The organism is Lewinella sp. JB7, assembly GCF_024297185.1.
Classification (GTDB): domain Bacteria; phylum Bacteroidota; class Bacteroidia; order Chitinophagales; family Saprospiraceae; genus Neolewinella.
Map to the genome: position 1 here is coordinate 478,888 of NZ_JANCTD010000002.1, position 19,018 is coordinate 497,905.

Here is a 19,018-nt window from a genome sequence, read left to right on the forward strand (position 1 = left end):
TACGACTGACGGCGGAAGAGGGGATGAAGTGTCGGCATTATGCATAGGTGGCTTTTCGTTGGGGCAATGTGGATTTGACGGATCGCCTCCGGAAGTCAGTCCCACCGAAGTAACGGGGGAGCAAGTACAGGACGAAACAGATGACTACACTAATGACCGTGACGCTGAGAAGATCCGCGTACGTTCCGCCGCCCATCACCCAGCGGGCTGGCCAGGCATCCAGCGCGTACGCGGTACCGGCCACGAGTCCTCCGCCTACCGAAGCGTAAAAGCTGAGGCGGGGGGCGGGGAGCCACCATAGACAGAATACCGGAGCCAGACCGACGACCATGGCCCCGGAAACCGTCGTAGCGGATAGAATAGCGGGATCGAGGAACACCGGCAGCGTACCCAGCAGGGTGATGGCCACCATGGCCCAGCGCCCCTTACGTGGCGTCGGCTCGGGTCCACCGATTTTGATGTCGACAATCGCCAATTTGGAGAAACTGGAAAACGTGCTGTCGAGCGTGCTGGCTGCCGAGGTGATCATGATAAAGTTCATGACCAGTAATACCGGACCACCCAGCAGTTTTCCAACCTCCACGGCGGCCTGCCCCTCCACGCCGAGCAGACGTCCGTACACGCCCACCAGACTGAAGGCGACAATACAAACGGCACCAAGCGGTACGGCCCACAAAAATGCCCGGAGGGTCGATCGCGGACTGGCCAGAAATCCTCGGTCGGTAAGTACGGGATCGTGGAAGGGATAACTGAGACTCTGCAGAAGCGCCACCAGCAAGAGATTATGTGCACCGGCAGAAGTGTTGCCGCCCCCGTTTGCCGGGGTGGCGGTTTCTAGCAGCGGCGTGATCCGGTAATCCAGGGCGGGCAGTATCGCTCCGAGGATGACGGCGAGCAGGACGCCGAACAGCACGAGCTGCACGATGTCCGTCAGGATCGAGGAGGACATGCCCCCGCGCAGGCTATACGCCAGCGTCAGGCTCGTGAACACCAGAATCGAGATGTAGTACGACCCACTGCCCACGGCTCCGAAATAACTGCCGATGACCATGGTATTGGACCACACTTCGTTGAACAGTCGAAAGCAGATGAGTAGGGAGAAGGTCATCACCGCCCCCCGGCCGAACCGACTTTTCAGGAATTCGTGAATACTAGTGAAACCACCCCGCGTCCGCATATAATAAATGACCACCCCGGCTACGGCAAAGCTGAGGTAATAGCCCGCGTAGGCCACGCCGCCCAGGATGCCGAACGACAGCCCGAGATTGGCCGCATTGGTGATCGACTTCGCGAACAGCCACGAAATCACGAGGCTGCTCATGAGGGCGAGCGTACCCGGGCGGCGCTCCCGGCGCGCACCCCGAAAGAAGGCCGCCGGGGAACGCGCCAGTGGTGAAATGGCGTACAGCAGGACACTGGATCCCACGACCAGTATCCACTGCCAGACGGTATAGTTCGTCAGCCATTCCATTAGTTGACGTCCCACCAGACGGGTACATTTACCGAGTTCCCGTCGGTAGCTTCGGCGGCCACCCGGTAGTTATCGAAATTCAGCGCCTGCTCGTCGGCGGGGTACGGAAAACGAATGGGATACACGCCCCCGTTCAGACTGGCGACCGCGGGAAGTAAGCCGGGGTGCCCGGTCCGCCGCCACTCGATCCAACCTTCATAGCCGTTTCCGATTCCGGCGATCCACTTCTGGGTGATGATCCGTTGCAGACCCTCCGTCGGGGACCACGCGGCCGGACCCGAGTCGAGATAATCGGCGGGCATCTCGGTATGCCAATAATCGAAAGCCTGCCGTACTCCGCGCCGGTAAATGTCCTCCGCGTCGGCATCGATGTATCCCTTCAGGGCGGCTTCGGCGAGCAGAAGTTGAGTTTCCCAGGCCGTGAGGTAGTTGAAATCCAGGTCGCCGGTGCGTTCCCGCCATACGGTACCCGGTCGCGCGTAATTATCCGGCACGATCGGGGTAGCGGCATCGATGCCGTTCTCGATTCCCACGAAGGCTCCGCCGGCCGCGGCGGGCCGGTACAGGGTGGCTACCCTCGGGTCACTCAGGGTACTGAAAATGCCTTCGGCCGTCCGGGACATCAGAAAGACGTTGAAAATACCCACGCGAGCCGTCGCGAAGGCGAAGCTGTTCGGAGGACCGGAGGCAAAATCAAAGGTTGCATTCTGCTCGTTGTCTTGCATGTACGAACCTTGAGCGTAAATGTCCTGCAGCTCCTCCCCCACCGGTACCCGACCGGATATCCGCACCAGGGCCTTAATGCGTAAGCTGTTGGCGAAGCGCTTCCACCCGGCCAGATCTCCGGAAAAAAGGATATCTCCCTGTAGGGGCAACACGCCCGTATAGTCATCCATGACTTGCACGGCGGTGCGCAGATTGTCGAGAATGCCCCCCTCCACCAGATAGATGTCCTCCTGCCGGTCGTACGATGGAGTGACGATTCCGTCGGTGCGGCCCCGTACCGCCTCGAAGTAGGGAACGTCACCGAAAATGTCCGTGAGGTTCATGGCCAGGTAGGCCTTCAGCACGAGGGCGGGGCCTTCGTACACCGCCGCCGCCGGATTTTGTCGACTCTGCTCGAGGATCGTCTCGTTATCGCGCAGCGCCGTGTATAACACATCCCAGGGATTACCCCCTTCCTGGGGACTGCTCAGGGCATGACGATCCAGTAGATTGAAGTCAATCATGGCGAAGTGCTGACTCAGCAGGTTTCCCGCTACAAAGCCCTCGTAGCTCATCTGATCGCCGTAGCCGTAGAGGACTTGCCGGAGCAGCAGTTCGTTCTGCACGCTGGCGGGAGCATTCTCGTTGGTGTTGATGGCCGAGAAGTCTTCGGTGCAGGAGGATAGCAGCAGCGGGAAGAGAAAAATCGGAAGCAGTTTCATCGGTTGTGGAGCTTGGGCGGGTAATCAGAAGGTCAGTCCCAGGTTGAGGCCGAAGCTGCGGGCGCTGGGGTACGTCATGTCCTCGACGCCGAACACGATGCCCTGCCCCTGAATGGCGAATTGCTCGGGGTCGAAGTGGGGAATGGCGGACCAGGCGTACAGATTGCGGCCAGTCAGACTCACCGATGCACCTTGCAGTCCCCGGAGAAACGTGCCGGCCAGTTGCGAACGGTCGAGGCGGTAGGAAAGGCTGACCTCCCTCAGTTTGAGGTAACTGGCGCTGTACACATTGTTTTCCTCATGGTTGCGGTCGTAGTAACTGCGGTAGTACCGTTCGGCGGAGATCGGCGTGGTATTCGGTACGTACACCGGTTCCTGGGAGGTGCCGGTATTCTGCACCCCGGGGATGACAATACCGGACTCAGGCCGGTAGGCGGTTTCTTCCAGTTGACCGGCTACCCCGGCCAGACTCAGGGTGCGACTAACGAGCTCTCCTCCCTTCCGCCAGTCGAACAGCACGGCCAGTTCCAGATTCCCCAGGCGTAGGTTGTTCTGGGCTCCGAGCACGAAATCGGGGTTCGCGTTACCGATCTTGCGGAGGGTGTTGTTAGCGACCAGTGCACCCTCGGCGTCCAGCACGAACTGGCCGTCGGCGTTCTTCCGGTATCCCGTACCCCAGATGTCGCCAATATTTCCACCGGGTTCCACGATGAAGTAGACCGTCTGATTGACGGAATTGTACACCCGACTGTACGACAGCGTAAACCGATCGGTCCCGGGCGGTAGCTCGTCCACGACGGCCCGGCTCGTGCTGAAATTGAATCGGCTGGTCCAGCGGAAGTTATCGGTACTGACCGGCACGACCGATAGAATGGCTTCCACGCCCCGGGCGCTTACTTTCCCCCCATTCACGATCTGCTGTCGGTATCCCGATGACTGGGCGATGGGCAGGCTGAGGATTTGGTTTTCCGTACGCTGAGTGAAGTAGGTGAAGTCGAGTCCGAGGCGGTAATCCAGTAACCGAACGTCTCCGCCGACTTCCGTTGCGGTAGTTTGCTCGGGCATGAGTCCCGGCTGGGCCAGTACGGCCTGCTCACTGAAGGTCGGTTCCCCGGCGAAGGGGCGCTGGGCCACGAAAATCGAACTGGTGCGGTAGGGATCGGTATCGTTACCGACCTGGGCCACGTTAGCCCGCAACTGCAAATAATCGATTGCGGTCGGCAGAGACAACGCTTTACTGACCACGACACTCAGACTGGCCGAGGGATAGAAAAAATGCGTCCGGTCGGCGCTCGTAGGAGTGGCCAGTGCACTGGACCAATCGTTGCGACCCGTAACATCCACGAAGACGAAGTCCCGGTATCCCAGGCGCGCCAGACCGTAGATGCTGTTGATGCGCTTGCGGGCGGACTGGTCGCGAATAACGACCGGACTGGCCGCGTTGCTCAGCCGGAATATACCCGGCTGGGCCAGCGTAAAGGCGTTACTCTGGATGTTCCCGGCCCGCTGATCGAGACGGTTGGCACCCGCCAGCAGGTTGAGGTGGAAGTCGCCCATTTGGGTGTTGTACTCCAGCAGCACGTCGGTATTCACTTCCCGGTACATGACGTCGTTTTCGGCGTACCCTCCGCGGGGAAAGCGGTTGGTGCTGAAGTTGCGCCGGAATTGCCGGACTTCGGTACTGTAATCCATGCCGGAACGCAGGGTCACCGACAGGTTATCGAGCAAATCATACCGGGTGGATACGAAGCCAAATAGGCGGTCGCGCGCAAAGCTGTTCCGATTCTCCAGCAGCGTGAAGTAGGGATTATCGAAGAAGGTATAGTTGTAGCTGAACTGCCGCACCCCTTCGAGTCCGGGTTGCCAGTAATCGCGCAGCACCTCGGTATCGGTCTGCCGCCCCAGCCAGGCCGTAAGGTCGTAATTGATGTTCTCCGAGCCATAGCCGCCGGCGGGGCGGTTGCTCGAGCCGGAGTTGGTATAAGTCAGCGCCGCATCGACCCGGAGCCGGTCGGCCGGACGGAAGCCGAAGCGGCCCGCCAGTGTTTTGCGCTTCAGGTCGACGCCCGGAATGTAGCTTTCGCTCCGTAAGTCGGTCGCGGACAGCCGGAAGTCCCCGAAATCCCCGCCCCCGCTGATGGCAAGGTTGTTGATGGCCGTAGTTCCGGTTCCGTAAAAGTCGCGGACGTTATCCGGCCGGCTGACGAAGGGGGTTGCCGGAATGGGAAGCCCACCGTGCACGGCTACGTCTCCACCCCTGACGACCGTACCGTCGGCGAGGGTCACCGGACTGTCGAACTGAGGAACGTTAACACCGGCGTCCAACCGCGGCCCGTAGCTGTAGGTGATGTTGTCGGAGATGCCCCCACCCAGACCGTCGACGAAGGCGAAAGCTCCCCCCTGCCCCTGCCCGTACAGGTTCTGGTAACGGGGCAGCTGGAAGGGGCGCTCGACCGTAAGACTGCTGTTAAAGCTGATGCCCAGGCCGGGCTGACGACCGCCTCGCTTGGTGGTAATGACGATGACGCCGTTGGCGGCCCGGGCGCCGTAGAGGGCCGCGGCGGAGGCTCCCTTAAGAACGCTTACCGAGGCTACGTCGGCCGGGTTTACGTCCATCGCGCCGTTGCCAAAATCGACTCCCTGAAAGCCGGCGGCGGCCTCGTCGGTTTGGTTGATAATGGTCTGGTTATTAATGGGAACACCGTCCACGACGAAGAGTGGATTATTGTTGGTGAAACTGGTCTCGCCGCGAATGACGATCTGACTGCTGGATCCTACCCCGGTGGGGCCGGCCGTCACCCGCAGGCCGGCGATCTGTCCGCTGAGGTTGTCCAGGAAGTTTACCGCCTGCACGTCCGTAAGGGCCTCGGTCTCCAGTTGTTGCACCGAGTAGCCGAGCTCGCTGTTCTTGCGCTGAACGCCGAGCGCCGTAACCACCACCTCGGATAGTTGGAGGCCCGGAGAAAGCTCCACGGTCAGGTTCGTAGCTCCCGCGTCCGCGCCTACAGCTACAGTTTTATCCACGTAGCCCAAGTAGCTGAACACCAGTTCTCCAGAAACTTCTTCTAGGGAAATGGTAAAGGCACCGGATGCATCGGTAAGGGTTCCGTTGCTCGGGTGACGTTTTTCGTATACAGTCGCTCCGATCAGGGGCTCACCGTCCCCGAAAACGGAGCCCGAGACAATGGTCTGACCCGTCAGAACGAACGTAAGGAGCAAGCCAACCAGCGTGGCCCACACACGTAAGCATAACATAAACAAGAGGTTAGGGAAAGGGACTGAGGTGCCGCGAAAAACTAGGCCGCCGTCGGTGGTGCCCTCCCCACTACGGGCAGTCGGGTACGATCCGTCCGCCCCGGGGCCGGGTCTCCGAACACGCCTACGTAGTCGATCAGCAAAAATGCCAGTTCGGGTAGCAGGGAGCGAAGACGGACCCACTGGTCGTGCAGGTCGCGCAGGCCGTTGACATCACGGAGTTCCCGCAGGTGACATACACCCGGGAAGAGCTTCACGAGCTCATCCCGCAGGTTTCGGGATTGCCAGGGCAGGCCGGCAAAGCGATCCGGATCGAACTGCCGTCGGTGCAGGCCGATCAGCCACGCCCCGCCCCGCCGGTCGGCACCGAGGACACCGTCCCCCCGGGAGAGTAAACCGGCCGCCCGACGCAGATCGTCGGCCCGAAGCGTCGGACAGTCGTTGCCGACAATGATGAGTTGATCGATACCCCGGGCGAAAACTTCCGCGGCGGCATTCGCGAGCCGCTCGCCGAAAGACCTACCCCGCTGCCGGGATTCGTCGTAGCGGTGGACCGGCAGACCGACGTGCCTCAGCGTCCGGTCGGTGCGCTCGATGAGATGCCGCGCCACCCGAACCCCCTGCTCGCGGACGATCCCGAAAGATTTATGCCGCGCCTCCGCGGCGGCGGAGCGGCTGAACAGCAGGATGGCGGTGGTAGTGGGCACAGCGTAAAGGTCCGTGTTAAGTAGACGGCGGGGAAATACATTCACCACTTACGCCTTAAGCCGACACATTGGATTTATGCCAGCGCCTTCGTGAGTGCGGATTCCCAGCGCCGGTAGGCCGCACGGAGTGATTCGGTGTCCCCAACTTGCGGGATTACCGAATGTTCGATTTCCTGACGCCCGACGGCGGACGCCAGATCGGGAGCCAGCCCGGCCGCCACGCCGCTCGCCAGCGCGGCCCCGACCGCTCCGGTGGTGTCGTGCACTTCGATGGTGGCTCCGGTAAGCGTGGAAATCGTTGACGCGAATACCCGGCTCTGAAACATATTATCGTTGCCGACCCGGATCGTGCTCAGTTCCACTCCGAGATCGCGCATGATCCGCATACCGTACACGAAGGCAAAGGCAACCCCTTCGATCCCCGCGCGCACCAGGTGGGCCCGACCGTGGCGGTTGAAGTCCAGTCCGAGCAGTTGCGCGCCGACGTCGCGGTTGCCCAGCATGCGTTCGGGACCGTTACCGAAGGGCAGGAAGTGGAGTCCGTCGCTACCGATGGGTACCGCTTCGGCCATGCGTTCCATGGCGCCGTAATCCGTCCCCTCCGCGCAGACTTGCTGACGGATCCACCGGTGGGCGATGCCCGTTCCGTTGATACAGAGCAGGATTCCGATCCGGGGGTCCGCAGCGCTGTGGTTGACGTGGGCAAAGCTATTGACCCGTTGCCCGGGATCGTACGCCAGGCGGTCGGTTACCCCGTACACCACCCCGCTGGTTCCGGCGGTAGCGGCTACTTCGCCGGGTTGGATGACGTTGAGGCTCATGGCGTTGTTGGGCTGGTCGCCCGCCCGGTAGCCGATGATGGTTCCCGCGGCAAGACCCGTTTCGGCGGCGGCCCTCTCACTCACTTGGCCCTGTACGCCGAGGGCGGGAACGCGGGAGCAGAGTTTATGGGCATCCAGTTCCAGAGCATCCAGCACCATCTTTGCCGGTTGGTCATCCGAAAAATCCCAGAGTACCCCTTCGCTCAATCCCGTGACGGTGGTAGTGGGTTCGCCCCCCAAACGCAGGGCAATGTAGTCGCCCGGCAGCATGGCGTGGGCGGTGCGCCGGTAATGCTCGGGCTCGTGGTCGGCTACCCACTTTAGTTTAGCGGCGGTAAAGTTGCCCGGACTGTTGAGGCAGTGGCTCAGACACCGCTCGGGACCGATCCGTTTGAAGGCACCTTCGCCCGTGGCCACGGCTCGGCCGTCGCACCAGATCATGGCGGGGCGCACTACCCGGTGCTCCTGATCGACCAGCACCAGACCGTGCATCTGGTAGCCTATCCCCACCGCACGGATATCCGTCGGGGACACGCCCGATTCCTCGATAAGTCGACGGGTGGTGTCGACGACGTAGCGGTACCACTGGTCGGGGTCCTGCTCCGCCCAGCCGGCCTGGGGGACGTCCATGCCCATCTCTTCGGTGGGTGCCTGCACGCGGCCCAGCACCCGGCCGGTGGCGGCCTCCACGAGCGCGGCCTTTACGGATGATGATCCAATATCGTAGCCGATGGTATACATAGCGGGGCGAGGTTACTTTTGCGCAGCCAATGTACGGTGCTCCGAACATCCGGCGTGTCCCGGGCTAGCGAACGTCGTACGCCGCCCGCCGTTCAGGAGTAAACCGGTATGGGAGATACATCCGCAACCATCGTTCTGGCCGGAGCTACCGGCGACCTGGGCAGCCGCATCGGGCGGGAGGTCCTACAACTCGGCGGTCAGCTGCGGGTGCTGGTGCGTTCCGGTACGGCGGAGCGCCTGACGGCCTGGATAACCGATGAGGTAGACGTGCGGGAGGTGGACTTCACCGATACTCAGGCACTACGGGAGGCCTGTCGGGGGGGAAGCTGTGTCGTTTCCGCGCTGTCCGGACTCGAGCCGGTGGTGGTGGAGATACAGTCCCGACTCCTCGACGCCGCCGTGGGTGCGGGCGTTCCCCGGTTCATCCCGTCCGATTTTTCCATCGACTTCACGAAGCTTCCCCGGGGCACTAACCGGAATCTGGACCTCCGCAAGAACTTCCAGTACCGCCTGGAGGCCGCCCCGATCCGGGCTACTTCGGTACTCAACGGCATGTTCACCCACCTGTTGAACGAGGAAGCTCCGTTCATCGTCCGGCCCATCCGCCGGGTGATCTACTGGGGCAGCGCCGACCAGCCGCTCGACTTCACGACCATCGACGACACGGCGACCTTTACGGCCCGGGCGGCCCTCGATACCGAGGCGCCCCGCTTCCTCCGTATTGCCGGGGAATCATTATCGGCAAGACAACTGCGGGATGCGGCGACCGCGGCGACCGGTGATAACTACCGACTGCTACACGTCGGCGGGGTCGGCCTGCTAAGCACCCTGATCGACGTTACGCGGCTCATCGTTCCCCGGCGCGGCGAGGTGTACCCTCCCTGGCAGGGCATGCAGTACATGCGCAATATGTACAGCGGGCGGGCAAAACTTTCTCCGCTGGACAATGCCCGATATCCCGACATTCGGTGGACGCCCGTGGCCGAAGTGCTGGCCCGGGCGCAAAGCACCGGTGAATAGCGGTGGCTACGCCTCAGTTGTCCATGATTCGCAAGAAATCTTCCAGTTCGGTCAGGTGACGATCGAAGGCCTCGCGCCCCTCCGGCGTGGCACGGTAACTCGTACGGGGCTTGTCGTCCACGAATCGCTTCTCCACCTCAATCTGACCGGCCTTCGTCAGTGCTTTGATGTGTCCCGCCAGGCTTCCGTCGGTCAGCTTCAGGGCATCGCGCAGGGTGACGAAGTCGACCCAGTCGTTAACGGACAGGATGCCCATCAGGCCGAGGCGCATTCGGTGGCCGTACAGTTTGTCGAGCGCCGCAACGCTGGTCTTCAGGGCTTCTACCTTATTCATACGACTTCGTTTTTAGCGTACATCCAGATACCGTAGACAATATGGAATACTCCGAACCCGAGTGCCCAGGTATAGAAACCATATCCGACAAAGAAGAGCGAGATCAGGCCGAGGCCCAGCTCCAGGTAGCCCAGTAAGCGCAACTCCTCACTCACGAAATTGCTTCCGTTGATCAGTGACAATCCGTAGAATACCAGCGTCGTAGGTCCCAGCAGTTCCCCAAGGCCATGATATACCAGTGCCAGGCAGAACACTCCCCCCACCGCCAGTGGGAGAGCGAGATTGAACAGTAATTTATATGTCTTGGGATCCCGGATGGAATAGCCCAGGCGGATTACCCGCCGACGGGTAAAGTAATAGGCCGACCCGAGGGCGCCAAGCAAAACCGCCGCAGCGTTGAGCCCCAAAAATACGATCGGCGAGATGCCCCACGGATGCGGTGCATTCAACCGCACGTCCTCCGCGATGAATACCAGATCGTGCCCGCCGGCCCACTGGTACGCCATCAGAAAACCGACTCCCAGCAGGGCGAAACAGCCTGCCGCGACCCCGGAAAGCCCGCTCAGCCCGATGAAGTACCGCGACCGTTCCATCAGCTGACGGATCTGGCGTAAATCGGATATCGGCGTCTGTACGTTTCGCAAGGACAAAGAGCTTTATTCCGTAAAGTTATTGCGGAAACGGGTAGTCACCAAGCACGGGGTAAAAGGCAACCCGGCTAATTGCCAAACTTTCACCGCTCCTCCGGACTTATTACGCTGCACCCGCGTACCCGCCACCCCCCGAACGAATTTATTCTGGAAACGAAACATCTACCCACCGGCGCCGAAGCCCTGCTGATCGCCCTGGCCACCCCCGCTCCCCAGGGCCTTACCGGAATTCCGGTACTCCTGTGGGGCCGCCCAGGCGTAGGAAAGTCGAGTTTTATCGAGGGGCTCGCCCATGAAGAATTGCGGGTGACTACGCTCATTGCCTCCATTCACGATCCTACGGACTTCAGTGGCTTACCGGTGCTCGAGGGCGGAAAGGTGCGCTATGCGGTGCCCGAATGGGTGAGCGACTTCGCGGAGGTTACGGACGGCATTCTTTTTCTGGACGAACTCAGCACGGCACCGCCTTCCGTGCAGGCAGCCCTCCTGCGGGTGGTCTTCGAGCGTAAAGTGGGCTTCACGCCGCTCCCGGCCGGTGTACGGATCGTGGCCGCCGCCAATCCGCCAGACCTGATGGTCGGAGGCTGGGAACTCTCCCCGCCGCTGCGCAACCGCTTCGTCCACCTGCAGTGGGACATTCCCGAACAGCTGTACCTGCGGTCCCTCACCGAAGGTTGGGAACGGGGCGTGCTGCCCCGGATCGACGCTCAGGAGCACGCCCGTCGCCTGGGGGAGTGGAAGCTGCGCATCAATGGATTCCTCCGGCTGCGCCCGGACTCTTTGCACAGCGATCCGGACGAGAACCGCTTCGGTTTTGCCAGTCCGCGCAGCTGGGATTTTGCCGCCGTGCTCCTTTGTTCGTGCGAGTTACTCGGCTATACCCTGGGCCAGGCCGCCGATCAGCGGGTCGTGCTCGACTTGGTCGCCGGGTGTCTGGGGGAAGCCACGGCCATCCCCCTGGTCGAATACCTCGCCAATCTCCGGCTGCCGGACCCCGAACGGGTGCTGGCGGGTACGGACGCAGTGGACATAAGCTCCCTCGACGATGCGGAACTGTACGTATTCTTCTACGGACTGAACGCCTACCTGCGGCAGGAATTGGACGGCGACCGGCTCCTCCCCTACTCCATGGTATACCTGCAACTGGCGAGCGAGGCCTTCGCGGACGGGCGACGCGACATCATTTTCGTTCCGCTTAAGGAAATGGCCCGGGCCGGTTGGATAACCCGGCTGAGCGCGGCGGCGGGCGGGGCGGGGCCGCAGGTGCAGGGGGAAGTAGTGGAGCAAATCCAGCGGGTATTCAGCGATGATGCCTTCAGCGAGTTCGTCGATGTCCTCGCCTGATCCGGTCACGGTAGCGGAACACGTGCGCTTCGCGCGGGCGTACGCGGCCGAGCAACTTCCCTGGTTCGCACCGGCGCTCTTTCGTTGCCGCATCGTCGTCACGTCGCGCGTAGACGTGGCAGCCATCGATCTTCACTATAATGTCTACTGGAACCCGGAGGTCGTGACGGACATCTGGCATAACGCGGACCGCAGACGAGCACTGAGTGAACTGGCCTTCCTGTGGGTCCACGAGATCAGTCACCGGCTGCGCCGCCACGGTGAGCGGGCGACGGAGCTGGGGATTTCTTCCGGACCGCGATCCCGGCGGTGGAACATCGCGTGCGATTTCGAAATCAACGATTCCGAGTGGGCGGGACTACACATGCCGGCGGCGTACCCGGGCATGCTTCCCCAGGATTTCGGCTACCCCCGCGGACAAATCGCGGAAACCTACTTCGCCGGGCTGGAAGCCTCCCCTACCCTGACTTTTCCCATCGATGAAGGGAGTGGCGTGCACGGCGCTCCTCGTCCCTGGGAGGAGGGCGAGCGGCAGCGTCTGTCACCGATCGACGAGGAGATCATCCGCCGCGAAGTTGCCCGCAGGAGCCGGGAAGCGGCTCAGGGGGACGTACCCGACGCGTGGCGCGACTGGGCCGATCGGGTACTAGGAAGCAGGATCGACTGGCGCAGGAAACTCGGCCACCGGCTCAGCGTTGCCCTGCAACGAGGGATCGGCAGCCGTACGGACTACAGTTACGCGCGGCCCAATCGCCGGCAGTCCGTGTACCACCCCGTGCTGCCCCCCTCCCTGGCCGGCGACCGCACGGCACGGATCGCGATCGTGGTCGACACCTCGGCCTCCATGCAGACGACCGAACTGCAGCGCTCGCTGAACGAAGTAGCGGCGGTGGTACGGCAGTTTCAGCATCCGGTCACCATCATCCCCTGTGACCTGCGCGCCTACGCTCCGGTAAGGGACGTCTCCGAGCGGGAGGCCTACCGGATCGCCTACCTGCCGGGGGGCAGCGGCACCGATATGCGGGCGGGGATAGACGCCGCCGTCGCGCTGAGCCCCCGGCCGGACAGCGTACTCGTACTCACCGATGGGCTCACCGACTACCCGGTCCGGACGTATGACCTACCGGTGATCTTCGGAATTTTCCGGGTCGCGGGTCAGGAATTGGTCCTTCCCCCCAACCCGCCTTACGGACCCGATCGGGTCGTGGTCATCTAAATTTTGCCGTACTTCGTTTTACCGCCAAATGGACTACCTCGCTACTCAACTCACCCTGGCCACCCGGTACGGCGACGCCACCTTTACCCTACGGATCGCCGCGGACGGTAGCGTGGAACTTACGGGGCTTCCCCTGGAGGGATTACCCGAAAGCGTGTACAAACTGACGTACGGCCAGCAGTGGACGGCGGTTCGCCAGCACTTTAGGGCGCTGGGGCGCATACTGCCCGATCGCCTGTCGGCCAACTTAGGGAACGAACGGCCCCCCACCGACTTAGCCGCCGCCGTAACCGCCTTCAACGAAAGGTTCCCCCAACCGCGGGAACTGACGGCTTTTGCCCGTTTCTGGGCCGGTCATCCGAAACAAGCCAGTCTGTTTTCCACCGAATCCGGACGAGTCACCGCCGCGCTGGACGCCTTTCGCCAACGGGGGCAACAGCGCAACGTGAGCCACTTCGGCCCTTTCCTACAGGACTACCTGAAGAAGCTGTTGCCCCTTGCCGACCACCGGACCACCGTGCTGATCTACGCCGCCATCGGCGCGTTGCAAACCGAGGAAGCCCGTAACTTCCTGCTCCAACAACTGGAATCGGAGGGACGTCATCCCTTCAGCACCAAAATCTTGCGTGCCCTTACGTTCGCCCGCGATCCCGATACTTTCCACCGGCTCGCTGCCGTGTACCGATCGGGTAAGTTCGGCGCGGAGGAGGTCTTGCAGCACCTCCAGTTTCTGGGGCGCTTCGGTCGCGAAATCGCGCTCGACCACGTGATGGAATTGCTGGCCGACTACCCCGCCGAAGCGGAAGCGGTAGGTCGCACGCTGGGTGATCTCGGATTGGCCGAAGACGAAATCGCCGACCTGCTCATCGGGGAGTTTAAGCGACAATCGGCCTACCCGGCCCTCGATCCCTTGCTCCGTGCGATCAACCGCAGACAGGTGCCCGGACACGGTATCGGGCTACGCGAAATGAACGAGAAGGTCGATCACCCGCGGTACCTGGACCTTCCACCGGTAAACTGGCCGCAGCAACTCGAGGAAGGCTGGAAGGAACTGGTTGCCGCGACCGAGTTGTCCGAGGCCTACGCCGTAGTGGGTTCTTACATCGAGCGCAGTGAACCCCGCCTGCAGCGCAACGCCCTGCTGCAACTCAAGGTGCTGCGTGCGCGGGACGGAGCGGGAACCGTGCTTCCCCTGCCCATCGAGCGTAGACTGCGGGAACTCGTCAGTTCGCGCTACGATAAGGTGTACGTCGAGGTCCTGAATATTCTCGGCGGAAGCCCATTCGTGCTGGCGGAGCGCAAGAAGATGCTGCTGGCAATACTCAACGTGAGCATTGGCTCTCGGTACCGCTTCGTGGTACTGAACGCGCTGCGTACGGTCGGCGACGCGGACGCTCTGCGGCAATTCAGCAGGGCATACTACGGGCGGGAGATCGCGACGGCACCCCCCCAGTCCGACCGGCTGCAGCAGATGGCGGGTTTGCTTCCCTATTTGGACAAATACCTCGGCGACACCCAGGAACTGCAACAAGCCCTTAGTCAGCGGCGCTCTAACCGAAACTAGACCGCCGAAAAGCTGGTGCTGCCCTCCAGTTCGGTAAACTGTACGGGCAGAACGCCGCTGCCGCCCTGCTCGGTAGTGTATACCCCGTAGATGCTATCCACCGCTTCCATGGTAAGCTTATTGTGGGTCACGATGATGAACTGGCTGTCGCGGGAAAACTTCTTGACGATGCGGTTGAATTTGGAAATATTGGCATCGTCGAGCGGCGCGTCGACTTCGTCGAAGATGCAGAAGGGGGCCGGCTTGAGGAGGTACAGCGCGAACAGCAGTGCGGTGGCGGTCAGTGTTTTCTCTCCCCCCGAGAGCTGACTGATAGTCTGGGGCCGCTTGCCCTTGGGCTTGGCCACGATCTCGATGCTGGATTCCAGGGGGTTTTCCGGGTCTAGTAGAATAAGGTCACAGTTATCGTCCTCGGTAAACAGGCTACGGAATACGTCGATGAAGTACACCCGCACCCGTTCGAAGCTGTCGAGGAATTGTACGGTGGCCTTGTCCTCGATCTCCCGGATCGTCTTCACGAGGGTGTCCTTCGCGCTGATGATGTCGTCACGCTGCCGGGTGATGTTTTCGTGGCGGGCCTTCATCTCATCGTAGGCTTCCACGGCCATGGGGTTGATCTCTCCGTAATTCCCGATCCGGCTGCGGAGGCGGTCCACCTTCACTTCCAGTTCGCCGATCGATCCGGTCCATTCCTCCACTTCCATTTCGCTCAGGGCCGCCAGGCTGAGGTTGAACTCGATCTGCAGCCGCTCCTCCACCGAGTTGATGCGGAACTTGACGTCGGTAAATTTTTCCTTGAGCTGATTCACCTTTACCTGAGCGTCCTGGCGGATCCGGCTCTCCCGCCGGATATCGTCCTCGAAGCCACTGATGGTGGTCCGGGCGGCGAAGTAGGCCTGCTCCGCCGAGCTGAGGGTCGCCTGGTACTCCTTCTTTTCCAGGTACATTCCCTCCAGATTGCGCTCCAGGGTATGCTCCTGATCGTCGAACTGCCGGGCTTCCTTTTCCAGCGCCACGAGCTGTGCCCGATTGGCGGTCTCCTGTCTGGCGATCTCGTCGCGTCGGCTCTGCCGGAAATTCAGATCACGTTCGAGGGTCTGCAGGTGGTTCTGCTGCTGTATGAACAGGATGTTTTCCTGATTGAAGTGGGCACTAGCCGTTGAAAGCTCGTCGCTCAGTCGCCGGTACTCTTCGTCGGTACCCGAGACATTATCGCGCAGCTGTCGGATATTTTCCCGCAACTGGCTCAACTGCTCGTCGATCGCCTGATTTCCCCGGATCAGCTCTTCCACCTGGTGGTTGAGTTTACCGTTCTTTTCTTCCGTGTCGCGGAAGTATCCCTGAAAGCTTTCGACCCGGGCCCGCAGCGCCGCCCGCCGTTGCTGCAATCCGCTTAACTCGCGCTGCCGTTGCTGGATCTCCCGGTCCAGTCGTTGCTGCCGGAGGTCGGCAAGCCGTTTCCGGTCTTCCGTGAGGCGGGTTTCGAGTTGCCGCGCCTGTTGCTCCGCAGCGGCGATGTCCCGCTCCAGCAGTTCGAGATTCTTCTTCCTCCCGATCTTCTTTCCTTCGAACAGGCCCACCGAACCGCCCGAAACGGCGTAGGACCGGCGCACGTAGCGACCGCCGTAGGACAGCACCGTGGTTCCCGCTTCACCGGCGGGGGGAAGTTGGGCTTCCTCACTGACGAAGACGTCATGCAGTAGTCTATCCGTCAGTGCCTGGTATCGCTCGTCTACGGACACCACCTCACGCGCCGGTTTGCACCCCGTCGGAGCGGGGGCGGAGGGGGCGGCGAGCGCGGGGAGCGAATCCAGCAGGAAGAAGTGAGCTTTCCCCTTCTGCTTATCGCTGAGCAGTTGAATGGCGGTGCTGGCCTCGGTGGCCGTATCCACTACGTAGTAGCTGAGAAAGGGCTCCAGGAAGCTCTCAATGGCGACCCGGTAATTCTGATCGACGAGAATGACGTCGGAAAGCAGGGTCGGCTCCCGCGTCCAGGACTTATTTTTACTCAGAAAGCGGATCGATTCGGGGAAGCCCTCGAGACTATCGATCATGCTCTTGGTGAGCTTGTATTCGTTCCGTCGCGCGTCCAGGCCGCGGTTGATCCGGCTGAGTTCGGTCTGTAAATGCTCGACGTTGACCTCAGCCGTCTCCAGCGCTTCCCGGCGATCTGCCTCCCGCTTTTCCAGTTCCTCTACGGCGGCGACCTTGATGCCCTCCTCGGATTCCAGTTGCTTCAGCGCGTCCTCGAGCGATTCCCGTTCGCCGCGGCGGTCCTCCATCTCCCCTACGTTACGGTCAACCTGAAACCGGAAATTTTCCACCTGGTTTCCGTTGATCGCGCGGCGTTTTTCGAGCTCGAAGATCCGGCGCTCTTCCTCCTGTTGTTGCTTCAGGCCCTGATCGAGCCGGGATTTAATGCCGGCGTGCCCCTCCCGGACACCGCTGAGCGCGGCCTCGGCCCGGTCCCGTGAAACCTGGCGGGCGTCCAGTGAAGTGCGGGCTTCCGCGATTTGCCGGACCGTCGCTTCCGTTTGCTCGCGGTAGTCCGCTAACTGGGCCGCGGCCCGCTCCACCTCCTCGGTGAGCTGCTTGGTCTGGCGGGCCACGAAAGTCTTGCGCTGCTGGAGCATCTGCTTCTCGTTCTCCAGGCCCCGCAGTTCGCCGACCAGCGCGTTGAGTTTACGCTGTCGTTCGCCGACGAGTTTTTCCTTGTCCAGGTGACGGCGGCGTTCGGCTTCGAGCTTCCGTTCCAGCTCAGTAATTTTTTCGTCGGTACTCCGGTAGGCGGCCTCGGCGTGGGTGATCTCATTGCGGATGCGATCGTAGTCGATGCGCAATTTCTCGACCCGGAATCCGGTCAGCAGCAGGCTCAGGTCCCGGTAGCGCTGTTTGAGCTCCCGGTACTTACGGGCGCGCTTGGCCTGTTTTTCGAGGGTACTGAGGTTCTTCGATATTTCGTGGAGCACGTCCTCGATGCGATCCAGATCGTCCTCGGTACTCTTGAGCTTGCGGAGGGTTTCCTTCTTACGGTTCTTGTACTTGCTCACGCCCGCGGCCTGCTCGAACATGCGCCGCCGGCTGTTGTCCTTATCGGCCAGAATATCGTCTACCATCCCCAGGGCGATGATGGCGTAGGAATTGGAGCCGATACCGGTATCGAGGAAAAGGTCCCGGATGTCGCGCAGTCGGCACTGAACGCCGTTGAGCCGGTATTCCGAATCGCCGCTGCGGTAGAGCAGTCGGGTGATGGTCACCATATTGTACTCCGTGGGGAGCAGGTCCTTATCGTTCTCGAACGTAAGGCTGACGGAGGCCAGGTTGCCGGCTTTTTTCTTCTTCGTACCGTTGAAGATGATCGAAGACATCTTATCCAGACGCAGTTCGGAGCCTTTCTGCTCCCCCAGTACCCACCGGATGGCGTCCACGATATTACTCTTGCCCGAACCGTTCGGACCGACGATACCGATAACGTCGGCGTCGAAGTTCACCACGGTCTGACTGGCAAAACTCTTAAAACCCTTTATCTCCAGTTGCTTCAGGCGCATGGCGGGCGAAGGTAATTAAATTGCAAAGGCCCGGGAACCGTGCCGATGGCGCGGGGAGGTTTTACAGGTGGCGGGTGCGCACGTAGAATTCCCGGTCGCGCACCCCGAAGGCCTTGACCAGCAGCGGACTCACCACCAGTACCACCCGGCTGTCGTAGACCTGCTCGGGGATGCGGGCAACCACCCGCGCGTAGACCGTTTTGCGACTTCGGGGGTCCTCGATCTCGATCAGGCTCCCGATGGGGGCCGTACGGTGCAGTACCATCCACTTGTTTGGATCGCCCTGATTGGTCCAGCTTGCCTTCCCGTTGGTAGACCGCAGGGTAACCCCCTGGGTACGGGATAGCCACAGGTCGTGCAGCGGACGGTTGCGCAGTAGATACGGATCCTCCACGACGACCTGGCTGTCGGGCTGAATGCCGTCGAGACGCAGGTAGCCGATCTTGAGCACCTGTCCGGGGCTCAGTTGCGTGGGGTCCAGCCCGGGATTGAGCGTACGAAGCAGTTGGTCGTCGGGCTGACCCAGCACGCGACGCGTGAGTCCGTACACCGTTTCTCCGGGAGCCATCCGGTAGCGTACGGGCACGAACCAGGCGATACTATCGGGGCTGAACTTCGGTCGGATAACGTTGCGCGGAATGGCTACCGTGACGCGGGTGCCGGGGGTGTAGCCGGTGCGCAGACCGGGGTTGAGCCGGTAGACGTCCTCCAGCGTAAGTCCGTAAAAGCGAGCCGCTCCGTACAGGGTCTGCTTCGGGGCCAGGTAATGGTCGAAGAGCAGGTGCCCGGAGGCCGGATCGGACTTGACGATGACCGTGTCGGAAGGCAACAGAAAGTAAAGGCTATCGCCCGTGGCGCCGGCGGTTTGTACGACACAGACCACCGCAAGCAGTAAGCAAAGGATAGAATGTTTCACGTTC

13 protein-coding genes are annotated in these 19,018 nt (G+C 61.5%); 4 read left to right on the forward strand and 9 right to left on the reverse strand.

Annotation, left to right across the window (positions count from 1 at the left end):
• Window positions 1-37 precede the first annotated feature (37 nt).
• The 5 genes from NMA52_RS05495 to NMA52_RS05515 form a co-directional block, all read right to left on the reverse strand.
• A complete protein-coding gene (locus NMA52_RS05495; protein ID WP_256534169.1) occupies window positions 38-1,471 on the reverse strand; it encodes a sodium:solute symporter in 1,434 nt (477 codons plus the stop codon).
• Window positions 1,471-2,898, reverse strand: a complete 1,428-nt coding sequence (locus NMA52_RS05500) for a SusD/RagB family nutrient-binding outer membrane lipoprotein (protein WP_254826648.1) — start codon at window positions 2,896-2,898, stop codon at window positions 1,471-1,473. Before NMA52_RS05500 ends, NMA52_RS05495 begins: the two co-directional genes overlap by 1 nt.
• A 24-nt stretch (window positions 2,899-2,922) precedes the next feature.
• Complete coding sequence (locus NMA52_RS05505) at window positions 2,923-6,153, reverse strand: SusC/RagA family TonB-linked outer membrane protein (RefSeq protein WP_254826649.1); 3,231 nt, start codon at window positions 6,151-6,153, stop codon at window positions 2,923-2,925.
• Window positions 6,154-6,194: 41 nt separating this feature from the next.
• Window positions 6,195-6,860 carry a DUF2064 domain-containing protein gene (locus NMA52_RS05510; RefSeq protein ID WP_254826650.1) on the reverse strand — a complete coding sequence of 222 codons (666 nt, stop codon included), beginning with the start codon at window positions 6,858-6,860 and terminating at the stop codon, window positions 6,195-6,197.
• 74 nt (window positions 6,861-6,934) lie between these two features.
• Window positions 6,935-8,422 (reverse strand): xylulokinase, encoded by a 1,488-nt coding sequence (locus NMA52_RS05515; protein ID WP_254826651.1) that lies wholly within the window; start codon window positions 8,420-8,422, stop codon window positions 6,935-6,937.
• A 108-nt stretch (window positions 8,423-8,530) separates the two neighbouring features.
• Here NMA52_RS05515 and NMA52_RS05520 point away from each other — a divergent pair, with 108 nt between their 5' ends.
• Window positions 8,531-9,442 (forward strand): NmrA family NAD(P)-binding protein, encoded by a 912-nt coding sequence (locus NMA52_RS05520; RefSeq protein ID WP_254826652.1) that lies wholly within the window; start codon window positions 8,531-8,533, stop codon window positions 9,440-9,442.
• Window positions 9,443-9,455: 13 nt separating this feature from the next.
• Here NMA52_RS05520 and NMA52_RS05525 read toward each other — a convergent pair whose 3' ends face one another.
• Window positions 9,456-9,776, reverse strand: a complete 321-nt coding sequence (locus tag NMA52_RS05525) for a transcriptional regulator (protein WP_254826653.1) — start codon at window positions 9,774-9,776, stop codon at window positions 9,456-9,458.
• Window positions 9,773-10,420, reverse strand: a complete 648-nt coding sequence (locus NMA52_RS05530) for a hypothetical protein (RefSeq protein ID WP_254826654.1) — start codon at window positions 10,418-10,420, stop codon at window positions 9,773-9,775. The genes NMA52_RS05525 and NMA52_RS05530 overlap by 4 nt, the downstream gene beginning before the upstream one ends.
• 78 nt (window positions 10,421-10,498) lie before the next feature.
• On the opposite strand from NMA52_RS05530, the gene NMA52_RS05535 reads away from it, so the two are divergent.
• The 3 genes from NMA52_RS05535 to NMA52_RS05545 are packed head-to-tail and all read left to right on the forward strand — an operon-like array spanning window position 10,499 to window position 14,550.
• Entirely contained in the window at window positions 10,499-11,770 is a 1,272-nt protein-coding gene (locus NMA52_RS05535; RefSeq protein ID WP_254826655.1) for an AAA family ATPase, read from the forward strand.
• The gene (locus NMA52_RS05540) at window positions 11,757-12,986 is read left to right on the forward strand and encodes a VWA-like domain-containing protein (RefSeq protein ID WP_254826656.1); all 1,230 of its coding nucleotides are present in this window, start codon (window positions 11,757-11,759) and stop codon (window positions 12,984-12,986) included. Before NMA52_RS05535 ends, NMA52_RS05540 begins: the two co-directional genes overlap by 14 nt.
• A gap of 28 nt (window positions 12,987-13,014) precedes the next feature.
• Window positions 13,015-14,550: a hypothetical protein gene (locus tag NMA52_RS05545; protein WP_254826657.1), complete on the forward strand. Its 1,536-nt coding sequence runs from the start codon at window positions 13,015-13,017 to the stop codon at window positions 14,548-14,550.
• Here the strand turns inward: NMA52_RS05545 and smc are convergent.
• On the reverse strand, window positions 14,547-18,098 hold the full coding sequence (gene smc, locus NMA52_RS05550) for a chromosome segregation protein SMC (RefSeq protein WP_254826658.1): 3,552 nt from the start codon (window positions 18,096-18,098) through the stop codon (window positions 14,547-14,549). The two genes, NMA52_RS05545 and smc, sit on opposite strands and share 4 nt — an antisense overlap.
• Window positions 18,099-18,159: 61 nt before the next feature.
• On the reverse strand, window positions 18,160-19,014 hold the full coding sequence (locus NMA52_RS05555; RefSeq protein WP_254826659.1) for a LysM peptidoglycan-binding domain-containing protein: 855 nt from the start codon (window positions 19,012-19,014) through the stop codon (window positions 18,160-18,162).
• Window positions 19,015-19,018: the final 4 nt, after the last annotated feature.

Excerpts from the sequence above, each read along its gene's own strand:
- NMA52_RS05495 (WP_256534169.1), bottom strand. The coding sequence starts at position 1,471 with ATGGAATGGCTGACGAACTATACCGTCTGGCAGTGGATACTGGTCGTG.
- NMA52_RS05500 (WP_254826648.1), bottom strand. The coding sequence starts at position 2,898 with ATGAAACTGCTTCCGATTTTTCTCTTCCCGCTGCTGCTATCCTCCTGC.
- NMA52_RS05505 (WP_254826649.1), bottom strand. The coding sequence starts at position 6,153 with ATGTTATGCTTACGTGTGTGGGCCACGCTGGTTGGCTTGCTCCTTACG.
- NMA52_RS05515 (WP_254826651.1), bottom strand. The coding sequence starts at position 8,422 with ATGTATACCATCGGCTACGATATTGGATCATCATCCGTAAAGGCCGCG.
- NMA52_RS05520 (WP_254826652.1), top strand. The coding sequence starts at position 8,531 with ATGGGAGATACATCCGCAACCATCGTTCTGGCCGGAGCTACCGGCGAC.
- NMA52_RS05525 (WP_254826653.1), bottom strand. The coding sequence starts at position 9,776 with ATGAATAAGGTAGAAGCCCTGAAGACCAGCGTTGCGGCGCTCGACAAA.
- NMA52_RS05540 (WP_254826656.1), top strand. The coding sequence starts at position 11,757 with ATGTCCTCGCCTGATCCGGTCACGGTAGCGGAACACGTGCGCTTCGCG.
- NMA52_RS05545 (WP_254826657.1), top strand. The coding sequence starts at position 13,015 with ATGGACTACCTCGCTACTCAACTCACCCTGGCCACCCGGTACGGCGAC.
- smc (WP_254826658.1), bottom strand. The coding sequence starts at position 18,098 with ATGCGCCTGAAGCAACTGGAGATAAAGGGTTTTAAGAGTTTTGCCAGT.